Annotated in this window: 19 protein-coding genes and 2 pseudogenes; 9 read left to right on the top strand and 12 right to left on the bottom strand. The window is 74.4% G+C overall.

What is annotated here, in order from left to right:
* Positions 1 to 24 precede the first annotated feature (24 nt).
* The gene (locus tag AB0F71_RS29340; RefSeq protein WP_360240316.1) at positions 25 to 2,112 is read left to right on the top strand and encodes a hypothetical protein; all 2,088 of its coding nucleotides are present in this window, start codon (positions 25 to 27) and stop codon (positions 2,110 to 2,112) included.
* Positions 2,113 to 2,203: 91 nt separating this feature from the next.
* On the opposite strand, the gene AB0F71_RS29345 is transcribed toward AB0F71_RS29340, so the two are convergent.
* Both AB0F71_RS29345 and AB0F71_RS29350 read right to left on the bottom strand, forming a co-directional pair.
* Entirely contained in the window at positions 2,204 to 3,232 is a 1,029-nt protein-coding gene (locus AB0F71_RS29345) for a transglycosylase SLT domain-containing protein (RefSeq protein ID WP_360240319.1), read from the bottom strand.
* A 58-nt stretch (positions 3,233 to 3,290) separates the two neighbouring features.
* Positions 3,291 to 4,043: a helical backbone metal receptor gene (locus AB0F71_RS29350; protein ID WP_360240376.1), complete on the bottom strand. Its 753-nt coding sequence runs from the start codon at positions 4,041 to 4,043 to the stop codon at positions 3,291 to 3,293.
* Positions 4,044 to 4,317: 274 nt separating this feature from the next.
* On the opposite strand from AB0F71_RS29350, the gene AB0F71_RS29355 reads away from it, so the two are divergent.
* Genes AB0F71_RS29355 through AB0F71_RS29365 form a run of 3 tightly spaced genes read left to right on the top strand, consistent with a single transcriptional unit; the run spans position 4,318 to position 7,350 of the window.
* Positions 4,318 to 5,412 carry an ABC transporter substrate-binding protein gene (locus tag AB0F71_RS29355; RefSeq protein WP_360240322.1) on the top strand — a complete coding sequence of 365 codons (1,095 nt, stop codon included), beginning with the start codon at positions 4,318 to 4,320 and terminating at the stop codon, positions 5,410 to 5,412.
* A 4-nt stretch (positions 5,413 to 5,416) separates the two neighbouring features.
* Positions 5,417 to 6,505: an iron ABC transporter permease gene (locus AB0F71_RS29360; RefSeq protein ID WP_360240325.1), complete on the top strand. Its 1,089-nt coding sequence runs from the start codon at positions 5,417 to 5,419 to the stop codon at positions 6,503 to 6,505.
* Positions 6,502 to 7,350, top strand: a complete 849-nt coding sequence (locus tag AB0F71_RS29365; RefSeq protein ID WP_360240328.1) for an ABC transporter ATP-binding protein — start codon at positions 6,502 to 6,504, stop codon at positions 7,348 to 7,350. Before AB0F71_RS29360 ends, AB0F71_RS29365 begins: the two co-directional genes overlap by 4 nt.
* Here the strand turns inward: AB0F71_RS29365 and AB0F71_RS29370 are convergent.
* The 4 genes from AB0F71_RS29370 to AB0F71_RS29385 form a co-directional block, all read right to left on the bottom strand.
* Positions 7,332 to 8,303, bottom strand: a complete 972-nt coding sequence (locus tag AB0F71_RS29370; protein ID WP_360240331.1) for an isocyanide synthase family protein — start codon at positions 8,301 to 8,303, stop codon at positions 7,332 to 7,334. The genes AB0F71_RS29365 and AB0F71_RS29370 overlap by 19 nt on opposite strands.
* 94 nt (positions 8,304 to 8,397) lie before the next feature.
* Positions 8,398 to 9,750, bottom strand: coding sequence for a cytochrome P450 (locus AB0F71_RS29375; protein WP_360240334.1), 1,353 nt, complete (start codon positions 9,748 to 9,750; stop codon positions 8,398 to 8,400).
* Positions 9,751 to 9,873: 123 nt separating this feature from the next.
* On the bottom strand, positions 9,874 to 11,193 hold the full coding sequence (locus AB0F71_RS29380; RefSeq protein ID WP_360240337.1) for an MFS transporter: 1,320 nt from the start codon (positions 11,191 to 11,193) through the stop codon (positions 9,874 to 9,876).
* Between the two features lie 316 nt (positions 11,194 to 11,509).
* Positions 11,510 to 12,073: a sigma-70 family RNA polymerase sigma factor gene (locus AB0F71_RS29385; protein ID WP_360240340.1), complete on the bottom strand. Its 564-nt coding sequence runs from the start codon at positions 12,071 to 12,073 to the stop codon at positions 11,510 to 11,512.
* A gap of 97 nt (positions 12,074 to 12,170) precedes the next feature.
* Here AB0F71_RS29385 and AB0F71_RS29390 point away from each other — a divergent pair, with 97 nt between their 5' ends.
* On the top strand, positions 12,171 to 12,437 hold the full coding sequence (locus tag AB0F71_RS29390) for a zf-HC2 domain-containing protein (protein ID WP_360240343.1): 267 nt from the start codon (positions 12,171 to 12,173) through the stop codon (positions 12,435 to 12,437).
* 308 nt (positions 12,438 to 12,745) lie between these two features.
* Here AB0F71_RS29390 and AB0F71_RS29395 read toward each other — a convergent pair whose 3' ends face one another.
* Entirely contained in the window at positions 12,746 to 13,717 is a 972-nt protein-coding gene (locus tag AB0F71_RS29395; RefSeq protein ID WP_360240346.1) for a hypothetical protein, read from the bottom strand.
* A gap of 257 nt (positions 13,718 to 13,974) precedes the next feature.
* Here AB0F71_RS29395 and AB0F71_RS29400 point away from each other — a divergent pair, with 257 nt between their 5' ends.
* Positions 13,975 to 15,234: a cytochrome P450 gene (locus tag AB0F71_RS29400; RefSeq protein WP_360240349.1), complete on the top strand. Its 1,260-nt coding sequence runs from the start codon at positions 13,975 to 13,977 to the stop codon at positions 15,232 to 15,234.
* A gap of 66 nt (positions 15,235 to 15,300) precedes the next feature.
* On the opposite strand, the gene AB0F71_RS29405 is transcribed toward AB0F71_RS29400, so the two are convergent.
* Positions 15,301 to 15,996: an N-acyl homoserine lactonase family protein gene (locus AB0F71_RS29405; protein WP_360240352.1), complete on the bottom strand. Its 696-nt coding sequence runs from the start codon at positions 15,994 to 15,996 to the stop codon at positions 15,301 to 15,303.
* Between the two features lie 535 nt (positions 15,997 to 16,531).
* Between AB0F71_RS29405 and AB0F71_RS29410 the strand changes: the two genes are divergently transcribed.
* Together AB0F71_RS29410 and AB0F71_RS29415 are read left to right on the top strand one after the other, a co-directional pair.
* Positions 16,532 to 17,854, top strand: a complete 1,323-nt coding sequence (locus tag AB0F71_RS29410) for a CoA transferase (RefSeq protein ID WP_360240379.1) — start codon at positions 16,532 to 16,534, stop codon at positions 17,852 to 17,854.
* A 129-nt stretch (positions 17,855 to 17,983) separates the two neighbouring features.
* Positions 17,984 to 18,622, top strand: a complete 639-nt coding sequence (locus AB0F71_RS29415) for a DUF6461 domain-containing protein (protein ID WP_360240355.1) — start codon at positions 17,984 to 17,986, stop codon at positions 18,620 to 18,622.
* Positions 18,623 to 18,654: 32 nt separating this feature from the next.
* Here the strand turns inward: AB0F71_RS29415 and AB0F71_RS29420 are convergent, their stop codons facing one another.
* Complete coding sequence (locus AB0F71_RS29420; protein WP_360240382.1) at positions 18,655 to 19,254, bottom strand: DUF308 domain-containing protein; 600 nt, start codon at positions 19,252 to 19,254, stop codon at positions 18,655 to 18,657.
* 149 nt (positions 19,255 to 19,403) lie between these two features.
* Here AB0F71_RS29420 and AB0F71_RS29425 point away from each other — a divergent pair, with 149 nt between their 5' ends.
* Positions 19,404 to 21,320: an NAD-binding protein gene (locus AB0F71_RS29425; RefSeq protein ID WP_360240358.1), complete on the top strand. Its 1,917-nt coding sequence runs from the start codon at positions 19,404 to 19,406 to the stop codon at positions 21,318 to 21,320.
* A 149-nt stretch (positions 21,321 to 21,469) separates the two neighbouring features.
* Here AB0F71_RS29425 and AB0F71_RS29430 read toward each other — a convergent pair whose 3' ends face one another.
* The 3 genes and pseudogenes from AB0F71_RS29430 to AB0F71_RS29440 form a co-directional block, all read right to left on the bottom strand.
* Positions 21,470 to 22,261, bottom strand: a complete 792-nt coding sequence (locus AB0F71_RS29430) for an enoyl-CoA hydratase (RefSeq protein ID WP_360240361.1) — start codon at positions 22,259 to 22,261, stop codon at positions 21,470 to 21,472.
* Positions 22,262 to 22,542: 281 nt separating this feature from the next.
* Positions 22,543 to 22,692: pseudogene (locus AB0F71_RS29435) on the bottom strand (hypothetical protein); the annotation flags it as partial.
* 157 nt (positions 22,693 to 22,849) lie between these two features.
* A pseudogene (locus tag AB0F71_RS29440) lies at positions 22,850 to 23,135 on the bottom strand (hypothetical protein); the annotation flags it as partial.

Below are 23,135 nucleotides of genomic sequence, written 5' to 3' on the forward strand. Positions count from 1 at the left end.
CCGTCGCCCAGAACCGGACCTCACATGACAGTGCTTCACTCGCGCAACGCCGACGCAGCCGACCCGGCGGACGTCGCCGACGCCGCAGACGTCAAGGACCCCCAGGACGCCGCTGCGGAGGCCGACCTCCGCGAGGACCTCGGCCGTTACGCCGAACTCGGGGCCTTCACACTCAGCGCCGACACCCACGCCTGGTACGCGGCCGTCGACACCGTCGCCACCCCCGAGGACGCCCGCGCCGCCTCCACCGCGCTCGCCGAACTCCGCGGCAGCGACCTCCAGCAGACCTGGGAAGCCGTCACCGCGATGGCCGCCGAGGTCAAGCTGGACGAGCCCGACACCGTGGCCAAGACCGCGCTGCTGGTCGAGATGCTCCAGCGGGTCCGCCGCACCTCCGCCACCCTCACCGGCGCCGCGTACGACGCCGACCTCGTCGCCCTCGCCGCCGCCACCGCGGACAGCACCTGGCGCAGGGAGAACGGCGTCAAGCTGTCCTGGCTGCGCGGCCGCTCGCTGCGCAAGCAGGCCGCCGCCCTCGCCCACGACCGCAAGGTCCGCCGCGAGGACCTGCACGAGGCGCTCACCTCCGCCGAGATCGAGCGCCGCGCCTGGGCCGCCGTCGCCCCCGCGGGCACCCTCCCGCGCGTGCCCGCCGACGGCGACCTGGTCGAGCGCACCGCCCAGGCCTTCGAGCCGATCAACACCGGCCTGCGCGGCCTCGCCCGGCTGCTGCCCGACCACGACCTCGACGGGCTCGCCTTCGTGGAACTGGCCGACCTGGTCGAGCGCCTCGCCGCCGACGAGGGCACCCTCTACCGCCTGCCCACCATCCGCAGCCTGCGCGCCACCCTGGAGGAGGCCGGCCTCGCCGACCTGCTCGCCGAACTCACGGCTGCCAAGGCCGACCGCCGCGCCGCCGAGGCCGCGTACGCGGCGCGGCAGGCACTCGCGGGCGGGCAGCGGGACGGGCTGGCGGGGTCGGCGGCTGCGGCGCCGGTCGTCGAGGAGACGGTCGCCGTGGAGCCGGTTGCCGTGGAGGTGGTCGTCGAGGAGACGGTCACCGGGCTGCCCGAGGCCGAGGTTGAGGCCCCGGTTGAGGCTGACACCGACACCGACACGGACGCCGACGCCGACGCCGACGCCGATACCGACGTCTCGGTGGAGGCCGTGGACGAGCTCCGGACCGAGGCGGACGTCGAGGCCGAGGCCGTCGAGACGGCGTCCGGCTCGGACGTGGACTCCGTCGAGGCCGAGCCTGCTGCGGTGGAGGAGGAGAAGGAGGAGGAGGCTCCGGCCGCCGTGGTCTCCCTCCCGGCGCCCTCCCCGGCCGCTGACGACCTGGTGGCTGCCGCCACCGCCGCCCTGGCCGAGGCCGCAGCGGCGGACGAGGTCGCGGAGCAGGCGGACGAGGCGAAGGCCGAGTCGGTCGAGGTCGAGGAGCCTGCCGCAGAGGCCGAGGCCGAGGTGGAGGTCGAGGCTGAGGTCGTCGAGGTCGAGCCCGCCGTCGAGCCGGAGGCGATCGCGGAGGCACCTGTCGAGGTGGCTGAGCCCGAGGCCGTTGAGCCCGAGGCCGTTGAGGTCGAGACTGCCGAGGTCGAGGCTGCCGAGGTCGAGGCCATCGAGGTCGAGGAGTCGCCGATCGAGGTCGACGCCGTCGAGGAGGCTCCGGCCGTGGTGGAGGAGGAGCTTGCGGCTGTTGCCGAGGCGCCCGCCGCCGAGGTCGAGCCCGAGGCCGTCGCCGAGGTCGCGGCGGTCGAGGAGCCCGTTGCCGAGCCGGAGGCCGTTGTCGAGGCCGAGCCGACCGTCGAGCCGGAGCCGGAGCCGGAGCCCGAGGCCGTTGCCGAGGTGACCCCCGCCGTCGAGCCCGAGCCCGAGCCCGTTGCCGAGGAGGCCACCGGCCGTCCCGCGAAGCCGGACTTCACCCCCGGCCGCCCCGTGACCGCCTACTCGGCGGACGAACTGCTCGCCGTCGTCCGCTGGATCGACGGTGACGGCACCGGGCGAAGTGATGAGGAGCTGCTCCGTGCGGCCATGAAGGAGCTGGGCTTCGCCCGCCTCGGCCCCCGGATCAAGGAGGCGCTGGGCGCCGCCGTCACCGCCGCGCGCGGCTGACATCCGGGCGGCCGGCCGGACACGCCACAGGGCCCGGGACGCGATCGCGTCCCGGGCCCTGTGCCGTGCGGGTCCTGCTGCGAAGGGGCGGTCAGCCCGCCTTGTTCCAGGGCTGGCTCGCCATCAGCGCCTTCACGTTGGCGACGTACTTCGGGTTCGGTATGTCGAGGCTGCCGACGACCTCGCCCGAGGTGGGGTCGGTGACGGTGGTGTAGTGCACGTTGCCCGCGCCCGCGTTGTACGCGGAGATGACCAGGTCGAGCAGCGGCGTCTTGCCGGTGGCCGGGTCGGCGGAGAGGTCGTACTTGCCGCCGAAGGAGGAGTCGCCGTAGTAGGCGACCAGCCAGTCGATCAGCTGGGTGCCGAGCTGGACGTTCCCGGTGAGCGTCTTGGGGTCCGAGGTGGTGCCGTACTTGCCGTTCATCCAGCTGACGGTGTTGGGCATGACCTGCATGGTGCCGATCCCGCCGTCGCAGGCGAGGATGCCGGACTGCCAGCCGCTCTCCTGCCAGGCGATCGCCTTGACCAGGTTGACCGGCAGCGGCGGGAGCTTGTCGGTGCCGCCTGAGCTGAGGTTGAGCACCCGGGACTGGCCGGCCGCCGCCGCGAGCGCCGCGGCGACCGCCGGCTTGGGCTCGTCCGGCTGGGGCTTGCTGGGCTGGCAGCCGCTCTGTGCCGGGGGCACGTGGCCGGCGGGCGGCGCGGGCGGCGCGGGGAGGGCGACGGCGCCGGGCTTGGAGGTCGGTACGGGCGCCGGGATGGCGGGCTTCTCGACCGGCGGCTGGGTGGCGGGCGCGCCGGCCGCGGTGCCGCCGCTGCCCTTGGCGTTGCCGCTCTGGGCGGTGGGCGAGGCCTTCGCGGCCTTGCTCGGGCCGGCACTCGGGCTGTGCGAGGCGGCGGGGCTCGCGGAGGCGGAGGCGCTCGGCGTCGGGGTGGTGCTCGCGGACGGGCTCGCGCTCGACGTGTCGGTCGGCGTGGCGGAGGCCGCGGTGAGGGTGGTGCTGGATCCGGCGCTCGGGTGCTTGTCCCCGCTCTCGGTGCCGCAGCCCGCCAGGACGGCGGTCGACACGGCGACGGCGGACACCAGGACGGTGGCCCGCCGGGTGGTGCGCAACTTCATCTGTGGTTCCCCCCACTCGTCGCCGGGGATCCCGTGATCCCGGCGAGTGGCGGTCATCCTATGGTGCGGTCGTATCCCCCTGGACGAACGGGTGCCCGATCGCCCGCCGGAGGACGGCCGGGGCCTCCGTCAGCGAGGGTCCGTACCAGGTCAGGTGCCGTCCGCTGACCAGCGCGACCGGGATGCCGGGGAACGCCTCCGGGCCGTCCTCGACGGTGAAGCGGTACGGCTCGTCCGGCAGCACCACCAGGTCCGGCCGCTCGGCGAGCAGGTCGGGCAGCGGCACGGCCGGGTAGCGCTCGGGGTGTTCGGCGTGGACGAGCCGCAGGCCGAGGCGGCGCAGCAGGTCCCCGGCGAAGGTGTCGCGGCCGAGCACCATCCACGGGCGGCGCCAGATCGGCACGACCGCGCGCGGGCCGTGGGCGGTACTCGGCCGGACGTCCCGCCACGCCTGCTCCGCCTCGTCCAGCCAGGCCGGGCGCGGCAGTCGGCAGGCGACGGTGAGCAGCCGGTCCAGCGAGCGGAAGGCGTCGTCCAGGGTGCGGATGTCGGTGACCCACACCGGAACCCCGGCGGCCCGCAGCGCTTCCAGGTCGGGGCGGCGGTTCTCCTCGTCGTTGGCGATCACGAGGTCCGGGGCGAGCGCGAGGACGCCGGGCAGGTCCGGGTTCTTGGTGCCGCCGATCCGGGTGACGGCGAGTTCGGCGGGGTGGCTGCACCAGTCGGTGGCGCCGACCAGCAGAGCGGGCGCGGTGGCGGCGACGGCCTCGGTCAGCGAGGGCACCAGCGAGACCACCCGGCGGGGCGGCAGCGGCCCGAGCCGTACGGGCAGGCCGAGGTCGTCGCGCGGGTCGGCGTCGTGCGGGTCGCCGTCGCGTGGGTCGCCGTCGTGCGGGCTGGTCGGGTCTGCCACCCGGCCACCCTACGCGTGGGCCGCCGCGCCCGTGGCCGTCCGGAAGCACCGGACGTTCCGGAAGCGCCGGACGCTCCGGAAGTCCCGGGAACCCGGCGCGGGCCCCGCCCGACTACCTGGTCCGGGTCCGCAGCGCGGGCCCCCAGCACGATCACCGACCAGGAGAGTCCTCATGCGCCCTCGCGTCGTCTGCGGTATCGCGGCCGCCGTCGCCCTGTTCGCCACGGCCTGCGGAAGCGGCGGTGGCGGTAACGGTGGCGGCGGCAGCGCCGCTCCCACCGCCCAGGCCGCCCCCGCCGGGGGCGCCTACCCCGTCACGGTCGCCGACTGCGCGGGCAAGGAGACGACCATAGCCAAGGCCCCGACGAAGATCGTCACCAGCAACGCGGCCAGCCTGGAGCTGCTGCTCCAACTCGGCGCGGGCGACCGGGTGATCGGCACCGGCTTCCCGCCCGGCAAGGGCACCCTGCCGCCCGCGCTCGCCGAGCAGGGCGCCAAGGTACCGGTGCTCGGCGACAAGACCATCCCCAAGGAGAAGCTGCTCGGCTCCGGCGCCGACCTCTACGTCGACACCTTCGGCGCGATGCCGATGATGGGCGGCGGCGCCACCGGGCCCAGCGAGGCGGAGTACGCCGCGGCCGGCATCCAGCACGTCTACCTGCTCTCCACCGCCTGCGCCGGAACCCCGAAGGCCGCCAAGGCGCCGCGCACCGACCTCGCCGGGATCGAGGAGGACATCCGCCGCCTCGGCGCCGTCACCGGGACCGGTGCCCGGGCCGAGGAACTCGTCACCGGGATGGAGAAGCAGATCGGCGGGGTCCGCACCGCGCTCGCCGCCGTCCCGGAGGACAAGCGGCCCAGCTACTTCGTCTTCGACTTCGACGCCGGGACCAAGCAGCCGGTCGCGGTCTGCGGCCGGCAGGTGGCCAACGCCGTCATCACCCTGGCCGGTGCCCGCAACGTCTTCGCCGACTGCGACGCCGACTTCAAGCCCGGCTCCTGGGAGGACGTGGTGGCCAAGAACCCGGACTGGATCCAGCTGGCCGTGCGCAACCGGGGCAGCGAGGAGGCCACCCGCAAGGCCTTCGACGACGCCGAGGCGTTCCTGCGCGGCTTCCCGGCGACCCAGGGCCTCAAGGCCGTCCAGGAGGGGCACTTCGTCCGGCTCGGCTCCGAGGTGACCACCATCGCGGGCGTGCGAAACGCCGACGCCGTCCGGCAGATCGCCGCCACCGTCCACCCGGACCTCGTCAAGAACGGGCAGTAGGGCCGTGACGTCGGCCGACCTCGCCGAGGCCCCGGACACCCGGCGCCCGGCCCGCACCCTGCGGGCCGGGCCGCTGGCCGCCGCCCTCGCCGTCGCCCTGGTGCTCGCGCTGACCGCCGCCGTCTCACTCGGCTCGGTGGACATCCCACCTGGCGAGGTCTGGTCGGTGGTCGCCCACCACCTCACCGGCCGCGCCCCGGAACCCGGCACCCGCGACCTCATCGTCTGGCAACTGCGCGTCCCACGTGCCCTGTTGGCGGCCGTGGTGGGCGCTGGACTCGGCCTGGTCGGCACCGCCGTCCAGGCCCTGGTCCGCAACCCGCTCGCCGACCCCTACCTGCTCGGCATCTCCTCCGGCGCCTCCCTCGGGGCGGTCGCCACCCTCGTCCTCGGCACCGCCTTCGGACTCGAACTCTCCCTCGGCAGCGGGCTCGGACTCACCGTCTCACTCGCCGCCTTCGCCGGGGCGCTCGCCGCGTTCTCCCTGGTCTGGCTGATGGCCCGACGCGGCGGCGGGTTCTTCCCGCTGCGCCTGGTGCTGGCCGGCATCGGCATCGCCCAGTTCCTTGGCGGCATCACCAGCTACCTCGTCCTGCAGACCAGCGACGAACAGCAGACCCGGGGCGTGCTGTTCTGGCTGATGGGCAGCCTCGGCGGCGCCGTCTGGGCCCAACTCGCCGTCCCGGTGGCCGCCGTGGCACTCGGCCTGGCCCTGCTCCAGGCGCGGGCCCGCGGGCTCAACGCGATGCTGATGGGTGACGAGACGGCCGCCGGACTCGGCGTGGACGTCACCCGGCTGCGCCGCGAGGTGTTCGTCGTCACCAGCGTGCTCACCGGGGTACTGGTCGCCGTCTCCGGGGCGATCGGCTTCGTCGGGCTGATGGTGCCGCACGTCTGCCGGCTGCTCGTCGGCGGCGACCACCGGCGCCTGCTGCCGCTGTCCGCCCTCACCGGGGCGGTGCTCCTGGTCGTCGTCGACACCGTGGCCCGCACCGCCCTGGACGGCCAGGAACTGCCGATCGGCGTGGTCACCGCCGTGCTCGGCGCCCCCACCCTGCTCTACCTGCTGGACCGACGACTGGAGCGCAGTTGAGGATCGCTGTCGAGGACCTGAGCGTCACCCTGGCCGGGCGCACCGTGGTGGCCGGGGTCCACCTGGTCGCCGAGGAGGGCGAGATCGCCGGACTGGTCGGGCCCAACGGCAGCGGCAAGTCCAGCCTGCTGCGCACCGTCTACCGGCACCTGCGGCCCAGCGCCGGCCGGGTTCTGCTGGCCGGGCGGGACCTGGCCGGACTGCGGCCCGCCGAGTCCGCCCGGCACATCGGGGCACTGCCCCAGGAGCGCGGCGGTGACTTCGAGTTGAGCGTGCGGGAGGTGGTCGCGATGGGCCGCACCCCGTACAAGCGGGCCTTCGCGGCCGACGACCCCGAGGACCACCGGATCACCGCCGAGGCCCTCCTCCGCGTCGGCATGGCGGAGGCCGCCGACCGCCGCTTCGCCCAGCTCTCCGGCGGCGAACGGCAGCGGGTGCTGCTCGCCCGCGCGCTCGCCCAGCAGCCGGACGTCCTGGTGCTGGACGAGCCGACCAACCACCTGGACGTCCGACACCAGGTCGAACTCCTCGCCCTGCTACGGGAACAGCGCCGCACCACGCTGGTCGCGCTGCACGACCTCAACGCCGCGGCCTCGGTCTGCGACCGGCTGCACGTGCTGCACCGCGGCGCCCTGGTGGCCTCCGGGGCGCCGCGCGAGGTGCTGACGCCGGAGCTGCTGGCGGAGGTCTTCGGCGTCCGGGCCGCGGTGGTCGAGCACCCGCTCACCGGGGACCCGTTGATCGCCTTCGACCACCGTGCCCCGGCGGGGTCCGCCCTGGCCGAAGCCGCCCCGGCCGGGTCCACCGTGCCGGGGCGGTACGGGGCTCAGGGCCTGTCCGGGTAGCCCTCGTAGTGGCTCGGCCGGCCGTTGCGCAGCACCGGCCGGCCGAGCCGTGCGGCCTCCTCGCTGCGCCGCAACTCCCAGCCGCCGTCCGGCCGGTGGAGCACCGCGGAGTGCCAGGGCGTCATCCAGGCGTCGGCGGCGGCCAGCAGCCGGATGCCGAACTTGGGCGCCCCGGCCGGCTGTGGATGGATCGACAGCCGCACCGCCCGGGGGTGCTGCTCGGCGATCAACTCGCCCCAGGCCCGGCTGCGTTGAATGACCCCGTAGGCGCGCCGACGGCACTCCCGCTGGAGGGCCGACCTGGTGCCGGGGAAGTTCACGGCGTCCTCGGTGAGGAAACGGGTGATGCCCCGGTAGAGCCGCAGGGTCTCCTGCTCGGTCAGCACCTGCTCGCGCAACTCCTCGACGCTCGGTGCGTACCGTTCGTGCACCCGGGCGCGCTTCTCGTCGTACGGCAGGTCGCCGAGCACCGCCCGCAGGTCGAAGGTGTCCAGGTGGCGCAGGCCCTCGCGCTCGATCATCGCGGTCAACTCGTCGGAGTACTCGTCGATGTGGTCGTCCGGGACGTCGATCAGGTCGCCGAAGATGTGGCCGTCCGAGCAGATCAGGATCCGGGCACCGGGCGGGTGGATCCGGCCTATTCGCTCGCAGAGCTCGTCCAGGAAGGTCAGCGACAGCCGCTCGCCCTCGTCGGGCAGGTGGCCGAGCACCTTGGCCGGGTTCGGCGATTTGCAGGGGAAGCCCGGGAGGGTGAACACGATCGGCTCACCGGCCGCGATGAAGTCCGCCAACTGCGCCAGCTGCAAGGGGAAGTGCTCGGGCCGGGCGTCGAACTCCGGGTCGGAGGCGCGACGGTGCGGCAGCAGCAGGTCGAGGACGCGGGCGGCGAGCTGCGCCGTCGACGGCTGCCCGGGGGTGCTGGTGACGAGGGGGGCGGTGCCGGCGGGCGGCATGATGGATCTCCTCCGGGGGCGGCGGTAGGGCTGGTGGGTAGATGTGGTGGGGAGGTGCGGTGAGGGGCGGGGTGTCAGGTGAGGGCCGGGGTGCTCAGCGGCGCCGGTCGTAGGCGACCGGCAGCCGGTTCACCCCACGGGCCAGGACGGCCGGGATCCAGGCGAGTTCGTCCAGGCCGTCCCCGGGCGCACCGGCCGGGCGCAGCCCGTCCAGTCGGCCGATCAGGGTGTGGACGGCGATCTGGAGCTCGGCCCGGGCCAGGGCGGCACCCGGGCAGTAGTGGATGCCGTGGCCGAAGGCGAGGTGGGCGTTCGGCGTGCGGTCGAGGTCGAGGCGGTCGGCCTCCGGGAACTGCGCGTCGTCCCGGTTGGCGGCGCAGAGCGAGACGATCACCGAGTCACCGGCCGGCACGGTGGTGCCGAACAGGTCACTGTCCTCGGCGAAGAAGCGCCAGGTGGTGAGCTCGAACGCGGCGTCGTGGCGCAGCAGTTCCTCCACCGCCCGGGCCAGTCGGCCGGGTTCGTCGAGGCGGGCGCGCAGCTCGGTGAGCTGCTCGGGGTGGCGCAGCAGGGTGATCAGCATGGTGGTGATCTGGTTGGTGACCGGCTCCTGGCCGGCGACCAGCAGCTGGAAGACGATCGAGTCGAGCTCCTCGCGGCTCAACTCGCCCGCGTCGTGGGCGGCGACGAGTCGGCCCAGCAGGTCCTCGGTCTCGGTCCAGCCGGGCTCCCGGCAGTCCGCGCGCTTGCGGGCGACCACCTCGGCGATGTACGTCTGCAATCCGCGCAGCCGCGCCTCGTACGCCGGTCGACCAGGGTCCTGCGGGCCGACCGGCTGGACCACCTTGCCCCAGTCGCGGTCGAAGCGCTCCGCCAACTCGGGCGGCAGGCCGATGACTTCGGCCAGCACCCGGAAGGGGTAGTGGGCCGCGAAGCCCGCCACCAGGTCGGCGCCGCCGGTTGCGGGCAGCCCGTCCACCAACGTGTCGGCGAGCTCCCGCAGCCGCGGGCGCAGCGACTCCACCCGGCGCGGGGCGAAGGCGTCCAGCACCAGGCGGCGCATCACGGTGTGCTTGGGCGGGTCCTGGTGCAGCAGGTGGACCTGGAGCTGGGAGTGCTGCGGCTCCGGCATGATCGAGGCCAGCCGGCGCCAGTTCTCGTTGCCCAGGCTGTGGTTCTTGCCGAGCCGGGGGTCGTTGAGGGTCGCGTGGGCCGCCTGGTGGCCGGTGACCAGCCAGGCGTGGATGCCGCTCGGGAACTCCACCCGGTGCACCGGCCCGGCCTCGCGCATCCGGGCGTAGAGCGGGTACGGGTCGGTCTTGTAGGCCTCGCCGTACAGCGGGACGGGGCTGGGGAGCCGGTCGTGCCCGTACGGGCAGCGCGGGGGTTCGGCCGGGGCCTCGGGCGCTGCGGGGGCGGGGGAGGGGGAGGGGACGGTGTCGGTCATGGGTGTGCTCCTTCGAAGGGGCGGATGTGTGCGGTGTCCGGTGCTGGGCGTTCCGGTGCTGGGCGTTCCGGGGTTCCGGCGTTCGGGTGTCTGGGTGTTCCGGTGTTCGGTCTCCGCCTGGCCCTACGGCCGCGGGCGGCGGCCGTGCAGGGCGAGCAGCAGTACGGCGGTGGCCGCGGCCACGGTGGCCAGGGTGATGCCCGCGTGGGTGCCGGTGGTGGCGCGGTCGCCCGCCAGGGCGGCGGCGGTGGCCAGGGCCGGGCCGAGGGCGAAGCCCAGGCTGCGGGAGAGCTGGACGGCGGAGCCGGCGGTGGCGAGCTTCCCGGGCGGGGCGGCGGTCATCACCAGGGCCTGGGTCGGGCCGCCGTTGAGGCCCATGCCGGCTCCCGCGACGGCCAGCCGGACGGCGATGTCGAGGGCGGACCAGTCGCTGCCCACCGGAATGAGCGAGGCCAGGCCGCAGGTGGTGACGACGGCGCCGGTGAGCGCCGTCGGCCGGGCGCCCCAGCGGTCGGCCAGGCGTCCGCCGACCCGGCCGGCCAGCACCATGCCGAGCGGGAAGGCCAGCATGGTCAGCGCGGTGGCGGTGGCGCTCTCACCCCGGGGGCCGCGCAGCTGCTGGACCAGCAGGTAGTGGCAGGCCGCGAAGCCGGCGGCGAGTGCCAGCACCGAGGCGTTCACCCCGGTGGTCCGGGCGGCCCGCAGCACCTCGGCGACCGGCCGCCCGCCCGGGCGGCGCAGCCACCGCAGCACCAGGGGGACGGCGGGCAGCGCGAGCAGCAGCCACGCCGGGGCCGTCGGCGCCAGGGTGAGCCCGAGCAGCACGGCGGCCACGGCCGCGCCGATCAGGGCGGCGTCGCCGAGCGAGCCCCGGTCGGGCAGACGGAGCCCACCGCGCCGCGGGGCGTGGCGGTGCACGATCAGCACGGCGGCCAGGCAGACCGGCAGCTTCACCAGGAAGACCGCCCGCCAGCCGAAGTGGTCCAGCAGCAGGCCGCCGACCACCGGCCCGGTGACGGCGCCGAGCGGCCCCAGCGTCGCGGGCACGCTCATCGCCCGCCCGCGCAGCTCGGGCCGGACGGAGGTCGCGGCCAGGACCGGCATCAGGACGAACAGGACGGCCCCGAAAGAGCCTTGCAGCAGCCGTGCGGCTATCAGCCAACTCGCCCACGGGGCAAGGGCGGCCAGCACGCTACAGGCCGCGAAGCAGCTGACGGCGAGCAGCAGCGCGGACCGGGTGCCGACCTGGTCCAGCCACCGCCCGGCCGGCAACAGCAGCGCCACGAGGGGGAGTTGGTAGCCGAGCGCGGCCCACTGCGCGACCCCGGCGGAGACGTGCAGACCGGAAGCCAGGTCGGTGAGCGCCAGGTTGACCACGTTCATGTCGAGCATCGCGACGAACGAGAGCATCCCTGCGGCCACGACCAGGCTCCATCGGTCCACCGGCTCAATCTGACGATCCGTCAGGTCATTGGTGGCCGAGGGGTGTTGCGCTCGCATGATGGTCCTCCGTTCCCCGCTGCCGTACCGGCACCGCCTCGGCGGCGGTGTCCGGTACAGCAGTCGGAGGCGGGAGGGCTCCAGTTCCGAACACTTGGGGGATTTTTCGGCGGGGGCCGGTGGCGGCGAACAGATGACAGCAGACGGATAACAGATGACAGATTTCGAAATCTGTCATCTGTTATCCGTTATCTGTTCGCTGTTATCTGTTCGCTGTTATCTGTTCGCCGCCAGCCGTCAGCCGCCGCCCGCCCGCCCCTCAGCAGGCCGTCGCGAGTTCCCCGGCCTCGGCGGCCCGCAGGCGCGCGACCAGTTCCTCCCGCGCCCGGGCGACCCGGGAGCGGACGGTGCCGACCGGGCATCCGGCGACCTCGGCCGCCTCCGCATAGCTCAGGCCGACCACCTGGGTCAGCACGAAGGCCTCCCGTCGCTGGGCGGGTACCCGTTCGAGCAGGTCCCCGAGGGCGATCCCGTCCTCGAACCCGGCCGTCGGGGCGCCGCCCTGCCGTTCCGCCGCCTCCTGCCAGTCCGGCAGCGCCGCGCAGCGCGGCCGGGCGGCGGCCATCCGGTACCGGTCGATGACCGTGCGCCGGGCGATCGACAGCAGCCAGGTGCGGGCCGAGGAGCGGCCGGCGAAGGCGGGCAGGCCGCGCAGGGCCCGTAGGAAGGTCTCCTGGGCGAGGTCGTCGGCGGACTGCACGTCGGTCAGGTGGGCGACGAAGCGCCAGACGTCCCGCTGGGTCGCCCGGACGAAGGCCTCGACGTCCGCCGCCCGGCCCGAGCGGGCGGCCAGTGCGAGTGCGGTGAGCTGATCGTCATCCACGGCGGCCCCCGATCCGGCCCGCGATGTCCCGCGTGATGCCCCGGCCCGCGATGCCCCGGCTGGCACCGCCCTGGGCGCCGTGCGGGACGATGGTCATATGAGATGCGCGCAGTTCCGTACCGCTCTGTCCGCCCGGCTCGACGGCGAACCGAGCGGCCTGCCCGGCACCCGGCTGGACAAGCACCTGGCGCGCTGCGCCGGCTGCCGGGACTGGCTGGACCGGGCCGAGCGACTGCGCGCCCAGGTGCGGGCGGCCGCCGCCGACGGGCCGGCGCCGGAGTGGGCGGCCGGACTGTCCGCCCGGCTGGGGCTGGAGGGCCCGGTCGGCCCCGCGGCGGAGGCGCCGAAGGCCACGGAACGGTAGGACGGTGGCGCCGGTGCGAACCGGAGCGCCGTCGAAGTGAGGCATGGGAAGGTCCCGAGGGGAAGGCAGGGAGCGGCACCGCGCACAGCGGCGCCGCAGGCGTCCATGGGCCGACCGCGCGGCGCTCCGCACCTCCCGTGGAGGCGTCGGCGGTCGCGGATCCGGGCCCGGGCCCCGACGGCACGCACCGCGCAGGGGCGCGGCGGAGCGGCGGGGCGACCTGCCCGACGTCGAGGCCCCGGAGGTTCCGGCAGCAGGCCGGTCACCGGCCGGTCATCGGCCGGATGGGGAGGAGCGCGTCGGGCGCGTCAGCAGGCGAGGGCGAACGCCGGTGGACCGCGCCGGACGACGGCATGCGTGAGCAGCACCGACCGGGGCAGGCCGTCCGGCCGGTCGGCGGGCCGGGCGACGACCGGCGGCCGGTAGCCGAAGGGGCGGGCGAGCAGCGTCAGCAGCGGGAGCAGCAGCGCCCCGGCGACGACCGCCCCGAGGGCGGCGAGCAGCTCGAACACCCGGACCAGCGCGGCGTCACCGCGCCAGAGCAGCAGGGCGCAGGCCAGCGCCGCCAGGACGTGGGCGAGGGTCATCCCGGGAGACATGCCGTGCGCCATGTCGTGGGCCATCCCATGGGCCATCCCGTGGGCCGGGCCAGTCGGCAGCGCGTGCGACATCCCCGGCATGTCCGCGGTCCCGGGCATGCCCGCCGTCCCCGGCGAGCCCGTCATCCCGGGCATCCCCGGCATCCCCATGTCCATGGCCGCCCCGTCGGCCGTCCCGGTCCCGACCCCGCTCGCGGGCCCGACCCCGGGCCCGACCCCGGTCCCCGTCATCGCCACGTGGTGCATGCCCGCCATCGGCCGCAGGCTGCCCGCGGTCGGGGGGACGTCCGGGTCGATGCCCGCCATCCGGGCCAGCTCGGCGGGCGAGAGCCCGTCGGCCGCCCGGTCCGGGTTGCAGAGCAGCAGGGCGGCCCAGTCCGTGCCGGCGAGCCGGCCCAGACCGCCGCCCCCGCGTCCGAGCGTCGCGGCGTGTTCGAAGAACAGGTGCAGGGCGGCCTGCGCCGAGAGCATCCAGGCGCTGATGACCCCGATCCCGCGCCGCTTCCCGGCCAGCAGCCAGGTCAGTCCGAGGACCGCCCCGAACGCGCCGAGCAGGACCGGCGCCGAGACCCCGGCCCCGGCCATGGCGACGTGCGCCGCGGCGGCCATCGCCACGCACAGCGCGGCGAAGACCGCGGCGCGCAGCAGGCGGATCCGGTCGGTCATCACGATGGCACTCATCGTCGCACCCACCCCGCCCCGCCCGTACCGCACCCTCCGGTGATGGCCGCTCCCGGCCCGTGAGACCATGCCCGGCCCGTCAGGTCGACCGATCACCCGCTTGTAGCACCGTTTCACGCCACGGTCCAACCGGCTTGACACGCGCACTCCCTGCTCACTAAATGTGCACACTCCGGTACGGAACGTGCGTGTCGGAATGACCCCTGACCGAGCGGCACGAGTCGGAGCGAACCCGACCGGAAGCAGGAGGCACGGCCATGGACACCCCGACGGAGGTCCCCGCCCCGGCGGCAGACACCCCCGACCTCACCGACCCCCGCTTCTGGCAGCTACCCGCCCCCGCCCGCGCCGCAGCCTTCGCCGAGCTGCGCCGCCGCCCCGCCCCCGTCTACTTCGGCGACCGCGCCACCGGCCGGGGCTTCCACGCCCTGGTCCGGCACGCCGACGTGGTCGAGGCGAGCCGCAACCCCGCCGTCTTCCGCTCCGCCCCCGGCGTGACCACCCCCGAACCGGCCCGCTGGGTCCGGCTGCTGTTCGGCGACTCGATGGTCAACCTCGACGACCCCCGGCACGCCCAGCTGCGCCGGATCGTCTCCCAGGCCTTCACCCCGCGACTGCTCGGCCGGGTCGAGGAGGACGTCCGGCGCGTCTCCACCGCCCTGGTGGACGCGGTCGAGCGCGACCGGCCCGAGGACTTCGTCCGCCCGGTCGCCGCCCAGCTCCCGTTCCAGGTGATCTGCACCATGATGGGCATCCCCGAGCAGCCCCGCCGCACCATCCTCGACCTGGTCGACCGCAACTCCGCGGACGTCGGCGTGGCCCGGCCGCTGCGCCGACGGCTCCGGGTGCCCGGGCGCGGCCTGGCGGCGCTCGCCCGGATGCAGGGCCTCGTGGCCGCGATCGGCCGCGAGCGCCGGCGCCGTCCCGCCGAGGACCTGATCTCCGCGCTGGTCACCGCCGACGTGGACGGCCGCCGGCTCACCGGTCGCGAGCTGGGCGCCTTCTTCTCGCTGCTGCTGGTCGCCGGGGTCGAGACCACCCGCAACGCGCTCGCCCACGGACTGCACCTGCTCACCGTCCACCCCGAACAGCGCGCGCTGCTGCTCGCCGACCTGGACAGCCGGCTCCCCGGGGCGGTGGACGAGGTGGTCCGCCACGCCACTCCGATCGTCCAGTTCCGCCGGACCGTCGCGGTCGACCACGAGCTCGGCGGCCCCGGCGGCCCGCTGCTGCGGGCGGGGGAGAAGGTCACGCTGTACTACGGCTCGGCGAACCGGGACGAGACGGTCTTCCCCGATCCGGAGGCCTTCGACATCACCCGCACCCCCAACCCCCACCTCGGCTACGGCGGCGGCGGGCCGCACTACTGCCTGGGCGCGCACCTGGCCCGGCAGGAGATGACGGCACTGTTCCGCGAGCTGTTCACCCGGCTGCCCGGGGCGCGGTCGGTCGGCGAACCGGTGCTCGTCCCGTCCAGCTTCGACCACCGGGTCCGCTCGCTGGGCTTCACCTTCTGAACCCTCTAACCCCTCTTAACCCCCTGAACCTGCTGAACCCCCTGAACCCGCACCGCTTCACGTCGCTCAGACGGACGACGCCCACACCGCGTGGTCGTGCGCGAACATCGCGTGGCACGGCCGGTGCTCCGCGACCTCGTCCAGCCAGGACCGGTAGCCGGGCAGTGGCGCCGCCACCCCGTCGCGCGCGGCCTGCCGGGCCAGCACCGCCTGTCCGTACTCGGAGGCGAAGTCGTACGCCTGCCCGGCCAGCAGCACCCGGGAACCGTCCATGCGCTCGACCAGCAGCGACTGGTGCCCCGCGGTGTGGCCGGGCGTGGGCAGCACCCGGACGCCGGGCCAGAGTTCGGTCTCGCCGTCGAGCTCGTGATAGACGGCGCCGGGGAAGTCGACCAGGGCGTCGATGGTGTAGTCGCCGCGCCGGGCGGTGGCCAGTTCCTCGGCCTGGACGAGCACCGGCGTTCCGGCGAACAGCGGATTGCCGCCGCAGTGGTCGAAGTGCAGGTGGCAGTTGACCACCAGGTCGATGTCCGAGACCGCGACGCCGGCCGCCGCGAGCGCCTCCGGCAGCGGGCGGCGGGACGGGCGGTAGTGCGCCTCGGTCTCCGGCGAGCCCGCGCCGATCCCGGTGTCGAACAGCAGTAGCGACCCCGGGCCGCGGACCAGGTACGCGAGCACCGGCTCCACCCGCGGCTCGGGGCCGCCCACCTCGGCGGCCGGCCGGACGATGTGGCCCAGGTCCAGACGGCGGATCGTGTGCATGCGTCCCCCTTGTCGCTCAGCCCCCGTGTGTCGGCCGTGGCGGCCGCTGTTCGCACCCTACCCGGCGTCCGGACGCCGCTGGCCAGACTCTGCCTGCTGGTCCGTCAGGCCTGCTCCGGCCAGCGGGAATGCGGGGCGGCGCGGACGGCCGGGTGGGCGCCGGGGTGTTACCCGGCCCGGTGGCCGGTGGGTGCGATGGCGTGCGTCACGGCGGGCGATCCGGATACGGAGCACAATGCGCGGCATGACCGATCGTCCGACACCGCCTGAGTCCGAGTCCGAGTCCGAGTCCGAGTCCGAGTCCGAGTCCGCGTCTGCGTCCACGCCCGAGCCCGAGACCGAGACCGCGTCCACGCCCGAGCCCGCGTCCACGCCCGAGACCGCGTCTGCGCCCGAGTTTGCGTCGGCCCCCGGGCGCGGGTCCCAGCAGCCCGGGGCCCGGCCCGAGCCCCGGCCCGCGGGCAGCCCCGCCGCCGACCGCCCCACCGCAGAGGTCTGGGCCGCCCTCGGCGGGCCGGCCGAGCTCCTCGACCGGGTGGCCTTCCACGGCCCGCAGGGCGGCCTGCCGTCGGGCCTGCCGGTGAGCCGGTTCGCCCGGGCCACGGTGGCCGCCTGCTCGCTGGCCGCCGCCGAACTCGCCGCGATCCGCAGCGGTGGGCCCGTCCCCGCGGTCCGGGTGGACGAGGGGGCGGTCGCCACCTCCTTCGTCAGTGAGCGGCACCTGGAGATCGACGGCCGCAAGCCGGTCGGCTTCGCCCCGCTCTCCGGTTTCTGGCGCACCGCCGACGGCTGGATCCGCACCCATGCCAACTACCCGCACCACCGGGACCGGCTGCTCGCCGTCCTGGGACTCGCCCCGGACGCCGGGCCCGAGCAGCTCGCCGAGACGCTCGGCAAGCTGCCGGGCGAGCAGGTGCAGGAGCGCGCCTACGCGGCTGGGGCGCTCGCCGTTGCGGTCGCGCCGGTGGGCACGGCCGCGCACCCCTTGGTGGAGTGCCGGGCGATCGGCGCCGCGCCCGTGCGCCCGCTCGCCGCGGCCCCGGTGGACCGGCCCGCCGCCGGGATCCGCGTCCTCGACCTCAGCCGGGTGATCTCCGGACCGGTCGCCACCCGCACCCTCGCCCTGCTCGGCGCCGATGTGCTGCGGATCGACTCGCCCCGGCTGCCCGAGGCCGAGGACGCCCACGCCGACACCGGCTTCGGCAAGCGCTCCACCCGCCTCGACCTCGCCGACCCGGCCGACCGCGCCACGTTCGAGGGCCTGCTCGACACCGCCGACGTCGTCGTCAACGCCTACCGGCCCGGCTCCCTCGACGCCTACGGCCTCGCCCCCGAGGCGCTGTTCGCCCGCCGGCCCGACCTGATCCTCGCCCAGATCAGCGCCTGGGGCTGGACCGGCCCGTGGGCCGGACGGCGCGGCTTCGACAGCCTGGTCCAGGCCGGTGTCGGGATCGCCGCCCACGAGGCAGGACCCGACGGCCGGCCCGGCGTGCTGCCCGCCCAGGCACTCGACCACGGCACCGGCTACCTCCTCGCCGCCGCCGTCCTGCGTTCCCTCACCGAGCAGCGCACCCACCGCCCCGGCGGCCGCCACCTGCGCTTTTCCTTCGTCGGCTCGGCCTCCTGGCTGATGCACGGCATCCCGGCCGAACGGACCGGACCGGCCGGCCTGACCGGCCCGACCGAACCGGGGCTCCCGGGCGCCGAGCCGTACGACCCGGCGCGCTGGCTCACCGAGACCGACTCGGCGTACGGGCGGCTGCGGTACGCCCTGCCGCCGATCGGCTACGACGGCGCTCCGAGGGACTGGGCCGTCCCGCCCGGGCGTTGGGGGACGGACGCGCCGGTCTGGCGCTGAGCGGGGCCCTCGGGTGACGGGGTGGCGCGGAGCGGGAACGGCGGAGCCGGCTGGGGCGGCTGGGGCGGAGGGGGCGGAGCGGGGAGGGGCGGGTCGGGCGGTGTCGGTGAGGTCTGGCAGCATCACCGCATGACCGCTCCGCACGCCACCGACTTCACCTGGTTCGACCAGCGCTACCCCGTCCTGGGCGAGGCCTACTGCCTCACCCACGTCCAGGCGATGACCGGTGAGGAACTGCTGCCCCGCTTCGACGCCCTGACCGGCCGGGAGGTGACCGGGCTGAACGCGGTCGTCGCCGCCTGGGAGACCTTCGACGACGGCGAGGACGAGGAAGCCGAGCAACTCTTCGACCTGGACGAGGACCGGCTGCTCGTCGCCGTCACCGAGCTCGACGGCTGGGCCCTCGCGATCGAACCGTACGGGTACCTCGGCAGCCTGCCCGAGGTCATCTCCCGGCTCACCGAGGGCACCCGGCTGGTCTCGCACTTCCGCAACGCCAACGCGGTGGACCACTTCAACTGGTGGGAACGCGCCGACTGCCGCCTGCAGTTCGAGCCGCTCTTCCCGGACCAGCGGCACGGCAACGACGCCGACGGCCCCGGCATCCCCGAACTGCTGACGGCCTGCGGCTTCCGGCTGGACGGCGAGCGCGGCGAACTGCAGACCGAGGCCGCGTTCGCGCTCGCCGAGCGGCTCACCGACGTGCGGCTCACCCCGGAACGGCTGGAGGCCGCCACCTTCCGGCTCGGCTACGCACGCCGACCGTAAGACCGCGGCCTCCCCCCGGCGGTGGTGGCGGGTCAGACTCCGGAAGGGATCTGCTTGGCCCGGCCGCGCACCTGGACGGCGGTCGCGATCTCGACCACGCCCAGGATCACCAGCCAGCACCCGGCCAGCACGGTCAGCGCGGCGATCGAGCCGACCGGCCAGACCATCAGCAGCACGCCGGCCAGGGTGTTGGCCACGCCCGCGAAGGCCTGCCAGCCGCGGGCGGGCATCAGCGGGTCGGAGATCGCGGCGGCGAGCTGGGTGATGCCGCGGAACAGCCAGCCGATCCCGATCCAGAGGGCGAGCAGCAGCAGCGACTGCACCGCGCTGCGGAAGCAGAGCAGCCCGAGCAGCACGCTGATCGCGCCGCTGATGAAGGCCAGCACCCGCAGGGCGGTGGTGGCGTGGGTGCCGAACGCGGCGACCAGTTGCACGACTCCGAGGACCAGCAGGTAGAGGCCGAACAGCACGCCCACCACCAGCAGCGTCTCCCGTGGCCAGACGAAGACGACGATCCCCAGTCCGAGCGAGGCCACCCCCGCGGCCAGCAGCACCTGCCAGGCGGCCTTGGCGAGCAGGCCGAGCGGGCCCTGGACCGGGGTTCCGTCGGGGGTGATGATCGGAGGGGCCACGGCGGCGAACTCCTCGTGGTCGGGGGTGGAGAACGAACCCCAGCCTCCGTGCGCCGTCACCGGACCGCCCGCCGGGTACGTCCGTTCGAGTCACCGCAGTCTCCGAATTGACATCCGCCGGTCACCTGCCGTCGATACCATCCGGCGGTATGACTTCTGAAGGGTGGGGGACCCCTCCGGTCGAGCCGATCAGCCAGCACTACATCGTGTGCGGGGGCAACGCCCTGGCCCACCGGCTGGTCCTGGAACTCGTCGAGCACTACGAAGTCCCGGTCGTCGTCCTGGTCACCGACCGCACCCGTGACCACGCACCGCGGATCGAGGAGATCGCCGGCGTCGCCGCCGTCGTCGAATACCCGAACATCACCGAGGAAGCACTGCGTGCGGTCTCCGTCGACACCGCCCGCGGCCTGGCCCTGGTCGAGGGGAGCGACCAGGAGAACATCCACGCCGCGCTCAGCGCCCAGGGCCACAACCCGAACATCCGGATCGTCTTCCGGATGTTCAACCAGCGCCTCGGCGAGAACATCGAACGGCTGCTCAGGAACGGTGCCGCGCTCTCCGGCTCCGCCACCGCCGCCCCGGCCTTCGCCGCCGCGGCGCTCGGCCGGCCCAACTCGGTGGAGATCGGCGGACGTTACCTGCACATCGCGTTCGACGACGCCATCACCTCGGACCGGATCTGCGTGGTCGCTGACCACATCGACCGGCAGGACCTCAGCAAGATCCGACTGCTACCGGAACAGGAGGGCGACTCGGCCGAGTTCGTCCGGCTCGCCACCGAGTTCGGTGACGACGGACCGGTCCGGCCCGGCGGGGTCCGCCGAGAGGCGGCGCCGGGGCCTGAGCCGGCGCCTGAGCCGGGACCGGTCCGTGGCCTTGAACCCGAGTCCGAGCGCGAGTCCGGCTCCGAGCCCGAGCCCGAGTCCGGCTCCGAGCCCGAGTCCGCGTCCGAGGAGTCGCCGGGCGGGATCGCCGCCCTGCAGGCGCTGCGGATGGAGCCCGGGGAGCCGATCAGCTGGGCGCGGCGGCTGCGCTGGCGGGTGCTCGACACCATGCGCTTCTTCACCAGCGCCCGGATGCGGCTGGTGCTGCTCACCGCGCTCGCCGCCGTGCTGCTGGCGTTCAGCGTGCTCTGGTACCTCAGCCGGGACTTCGGCTGGACGGTCTACATCTCCCTGCTCGACCTGGCCGGCGCCGCCCAGCCCGACCAGCAGGCCGACATCGCCGCCGGGACGGGTACGGGCGGGGCCTGGCAGCGAGTTGCCCAGGTGGTGATCACCCTCTGCGGGATCACCTTCGCGCCGGTCGCCACCGCCATCGTGGTCGAGGTGCTCGGCTCCGGACGGCGCGGACTGCCGCGCAACCCGAGCGCCGGCACCCGGGACCATGTGATCGTCGTCGGGCTCGGCAACGTCGGCACCCGGGTCGCGACCCAGCTGCACGAGATGGGGGTGCCGGTGGTCTGCCTGGAGCGGGACCCGCAGGCCCGAGGCATCGCCGCCGCCCGGGCGCTCGGCATTCCGGTCGTCCTGGGGGACGGGCCGTTCGAGGAGCAGCTGCGCCGGGCCCGGTTGAAGCACAGCCGGGCGGTGGTCGCGGTCAGCGGGGACGACGCCACCAACCTGGAGGCAGCGCTGGAGGCGCGCCACGGCAACCCCGAGGTCCGGGTGGTGGTCCGGCTGTTCGACGACAACTTCGCCGGCCACTTCTACAAGACGCTGGACAACGCGGCCTCCCGATCGGTCTCCTACCTGGCTGCGCCCGCCTTCGCCGCCGCGCTGATGGGCAGTGAGGTGCGCGGGACGCTCTCGGTGTTCCGGCACGCGCTGCTGATCGCCGAGCTGACGGTGGAGGACGGCAGCGGGCTGATCGGCCTGAACCGGCACGACCTGGAGGACCCGGGCGGCGTCCGGGTCATCGCGGTCCGCTTCACCCGCAGTAACCAGCTGCACTGGGGCTTCGCCGACCGCACCCGGCGACTGACCCCGGGCGACCGCATCGTGGTCGCCGCCACCCGCAGCGGGCTGGCGCGGCTGAACACCGTGCTGGTGGAGGAGGGCTGACGGCGAACAGGTGACAGCGAACAGCTGACAACAAACAGATTTCAGCGAACAGATTTCAGATGATGAAATCTGTTCGCTGAAATCTGTCATCTGTCATCCGCTCGCTGTCACCCGTCAGCTGTGGCCGGTCGTCGACCGCCTGCCGGTCGTCAGCGGTTCTCGAACTTCGGCGCCCGCTTCTCGGCGAAGGCGGCCATGCCCTCCTTCTGGTCCGCCGTGGCGAACACCGAGTGGAACAGTCGGCGCTCGAAGCGGACGCCCTCGGCGAGCGTCGTCTCGAAGGAGCGGTTGACGCTCTCCTTGAGCATGACCGCCGCCGGGGTGGACATCGCCGCGACGGTCTCGGCGGTGGCCAGCGCCTCGGTGAGCAGCTGGTCGGCCGGGACGATCCGGGCGACCAGGCCGGCCCGCTCGGCCTCCTCGGCGCCCATCATCCGGCCGGTGAGGCAGAGGTCCATCGCCTTGGCCTTGCCGATGGCGCGGGTGAGGCGCTGCGAGCCGCCGATGCCCGGGAGGACGCCGAGCTTGATCTCCGGCTGGCCGAACTTCGCGGTGTCCGCGGCCAGCAGGATGTCGCACATCATCGCCAGCTCGCAGCCGCCGCCCAGTGCGAACCCGGCGACCGCCGCGACCACGGGCTTGCGCAGCGCGCCGAGGCGGTCCCACGGGCCCAGCCAGTCGTCGAGGTAGACGTCCGGGAACCGGTTGCCCTGCATCTCCTTGATGTCGGCGCCGGCCGCGAAGGCCTTCTCCGAGCCGGTGATCACCAGACAGCCGATCTCCGGGTCCCGGTCGAACGCGGTGGCCGCGGCCACGACCTCGTTCATCAGCTGGGTGTTCAGCGCGTTCAGCGCCTTCGGCCGGTTGAGCGTGATCAGCCCGACCCGGCCCTTGCGCTCGACCAGGATCGTCTCGTAGGTCTCGGTCTCGCTCTCGGTCATCGCCGTACTTCCAATCCGCTGCTCGGCCATTCCACTGCTCGCCGCAGTAGGGGCGCGCCCTGACCACCCAACGATCTACGACGCGCCCCGTCCCGCGCCAGTCTTGACATGCGAGACGCCGGTCACCAGGGCGGCGGGGTTCGGAGCCGGACGCCGTACCGTTCCGCGGCCGGCCGTACGGCCTCGGCCTTGACCTCGCCCCGGCGGGCCGACGCGGCCACCGCGACCGACTCGGCGTCCACCCCGAGGCCAAGCCGTCGGCGCACACAGAGGGCCAGTCCTGCGCTGCGACCGTACATCCGGCGCAGTCCCTCGCGGACGATCACGGCGACCTCGTAGCCGAGGGCCGGGTCGAAGGAGAGTGCGGCCGGGTTGGCGGAGGCGATCAGCGGGGAGTGTCCGTCGGCGTGTTGCAGGCATTCGCCGGTCACACCTTGCGGGGGTTCGTGGCCGCTGCGGGAGGTGGCGACGAGCTCGGAGAGTCGCCAGTCGTCCAAGTAATTGGGGAGGGAGGGAAGTTGGGGGTCGGCGTGGAAGAGGTGCTCGCGGATGTAGCGGGCGTCGGAGGCGGCGCAGGGCCGGAACTGCTCAGCCGGAGCGGTCGGCGTACTCCAGGAGGTGCTCCGCGAGCAGCCGCCCGACCTCCGGGTCCTGCCGCCGGAAGGCCTCGATCAGCGGGAGGTGGTCGGCGGCGTTCTCGTGCAGCTCGGGCCCAGCGCCGCCCGTACCAGGTAGACCTCCGTGGCCGCCCGCGTCGGCAGCGGATGCGTCATGGCGTTCCTTAAGAATGTTGGTCGGTCCGGGAGGACCGGGTGTGGCTGATGGCGTGGTTGCCCTCGATGGCTCCTGGAGAATGGCCGCCCGGTTCTCCGGG

The sequence above is a fragment of the Kitasatospora sp. NPDC028055 genome (assembly GCF_040637885.1).
In the GTDB taxonomy this organism is placed as follows: Bacteria; Actinomycetota; Actinomycetes; order Streptomycetales; family Streptomycetaceae; genus Kitasatospora.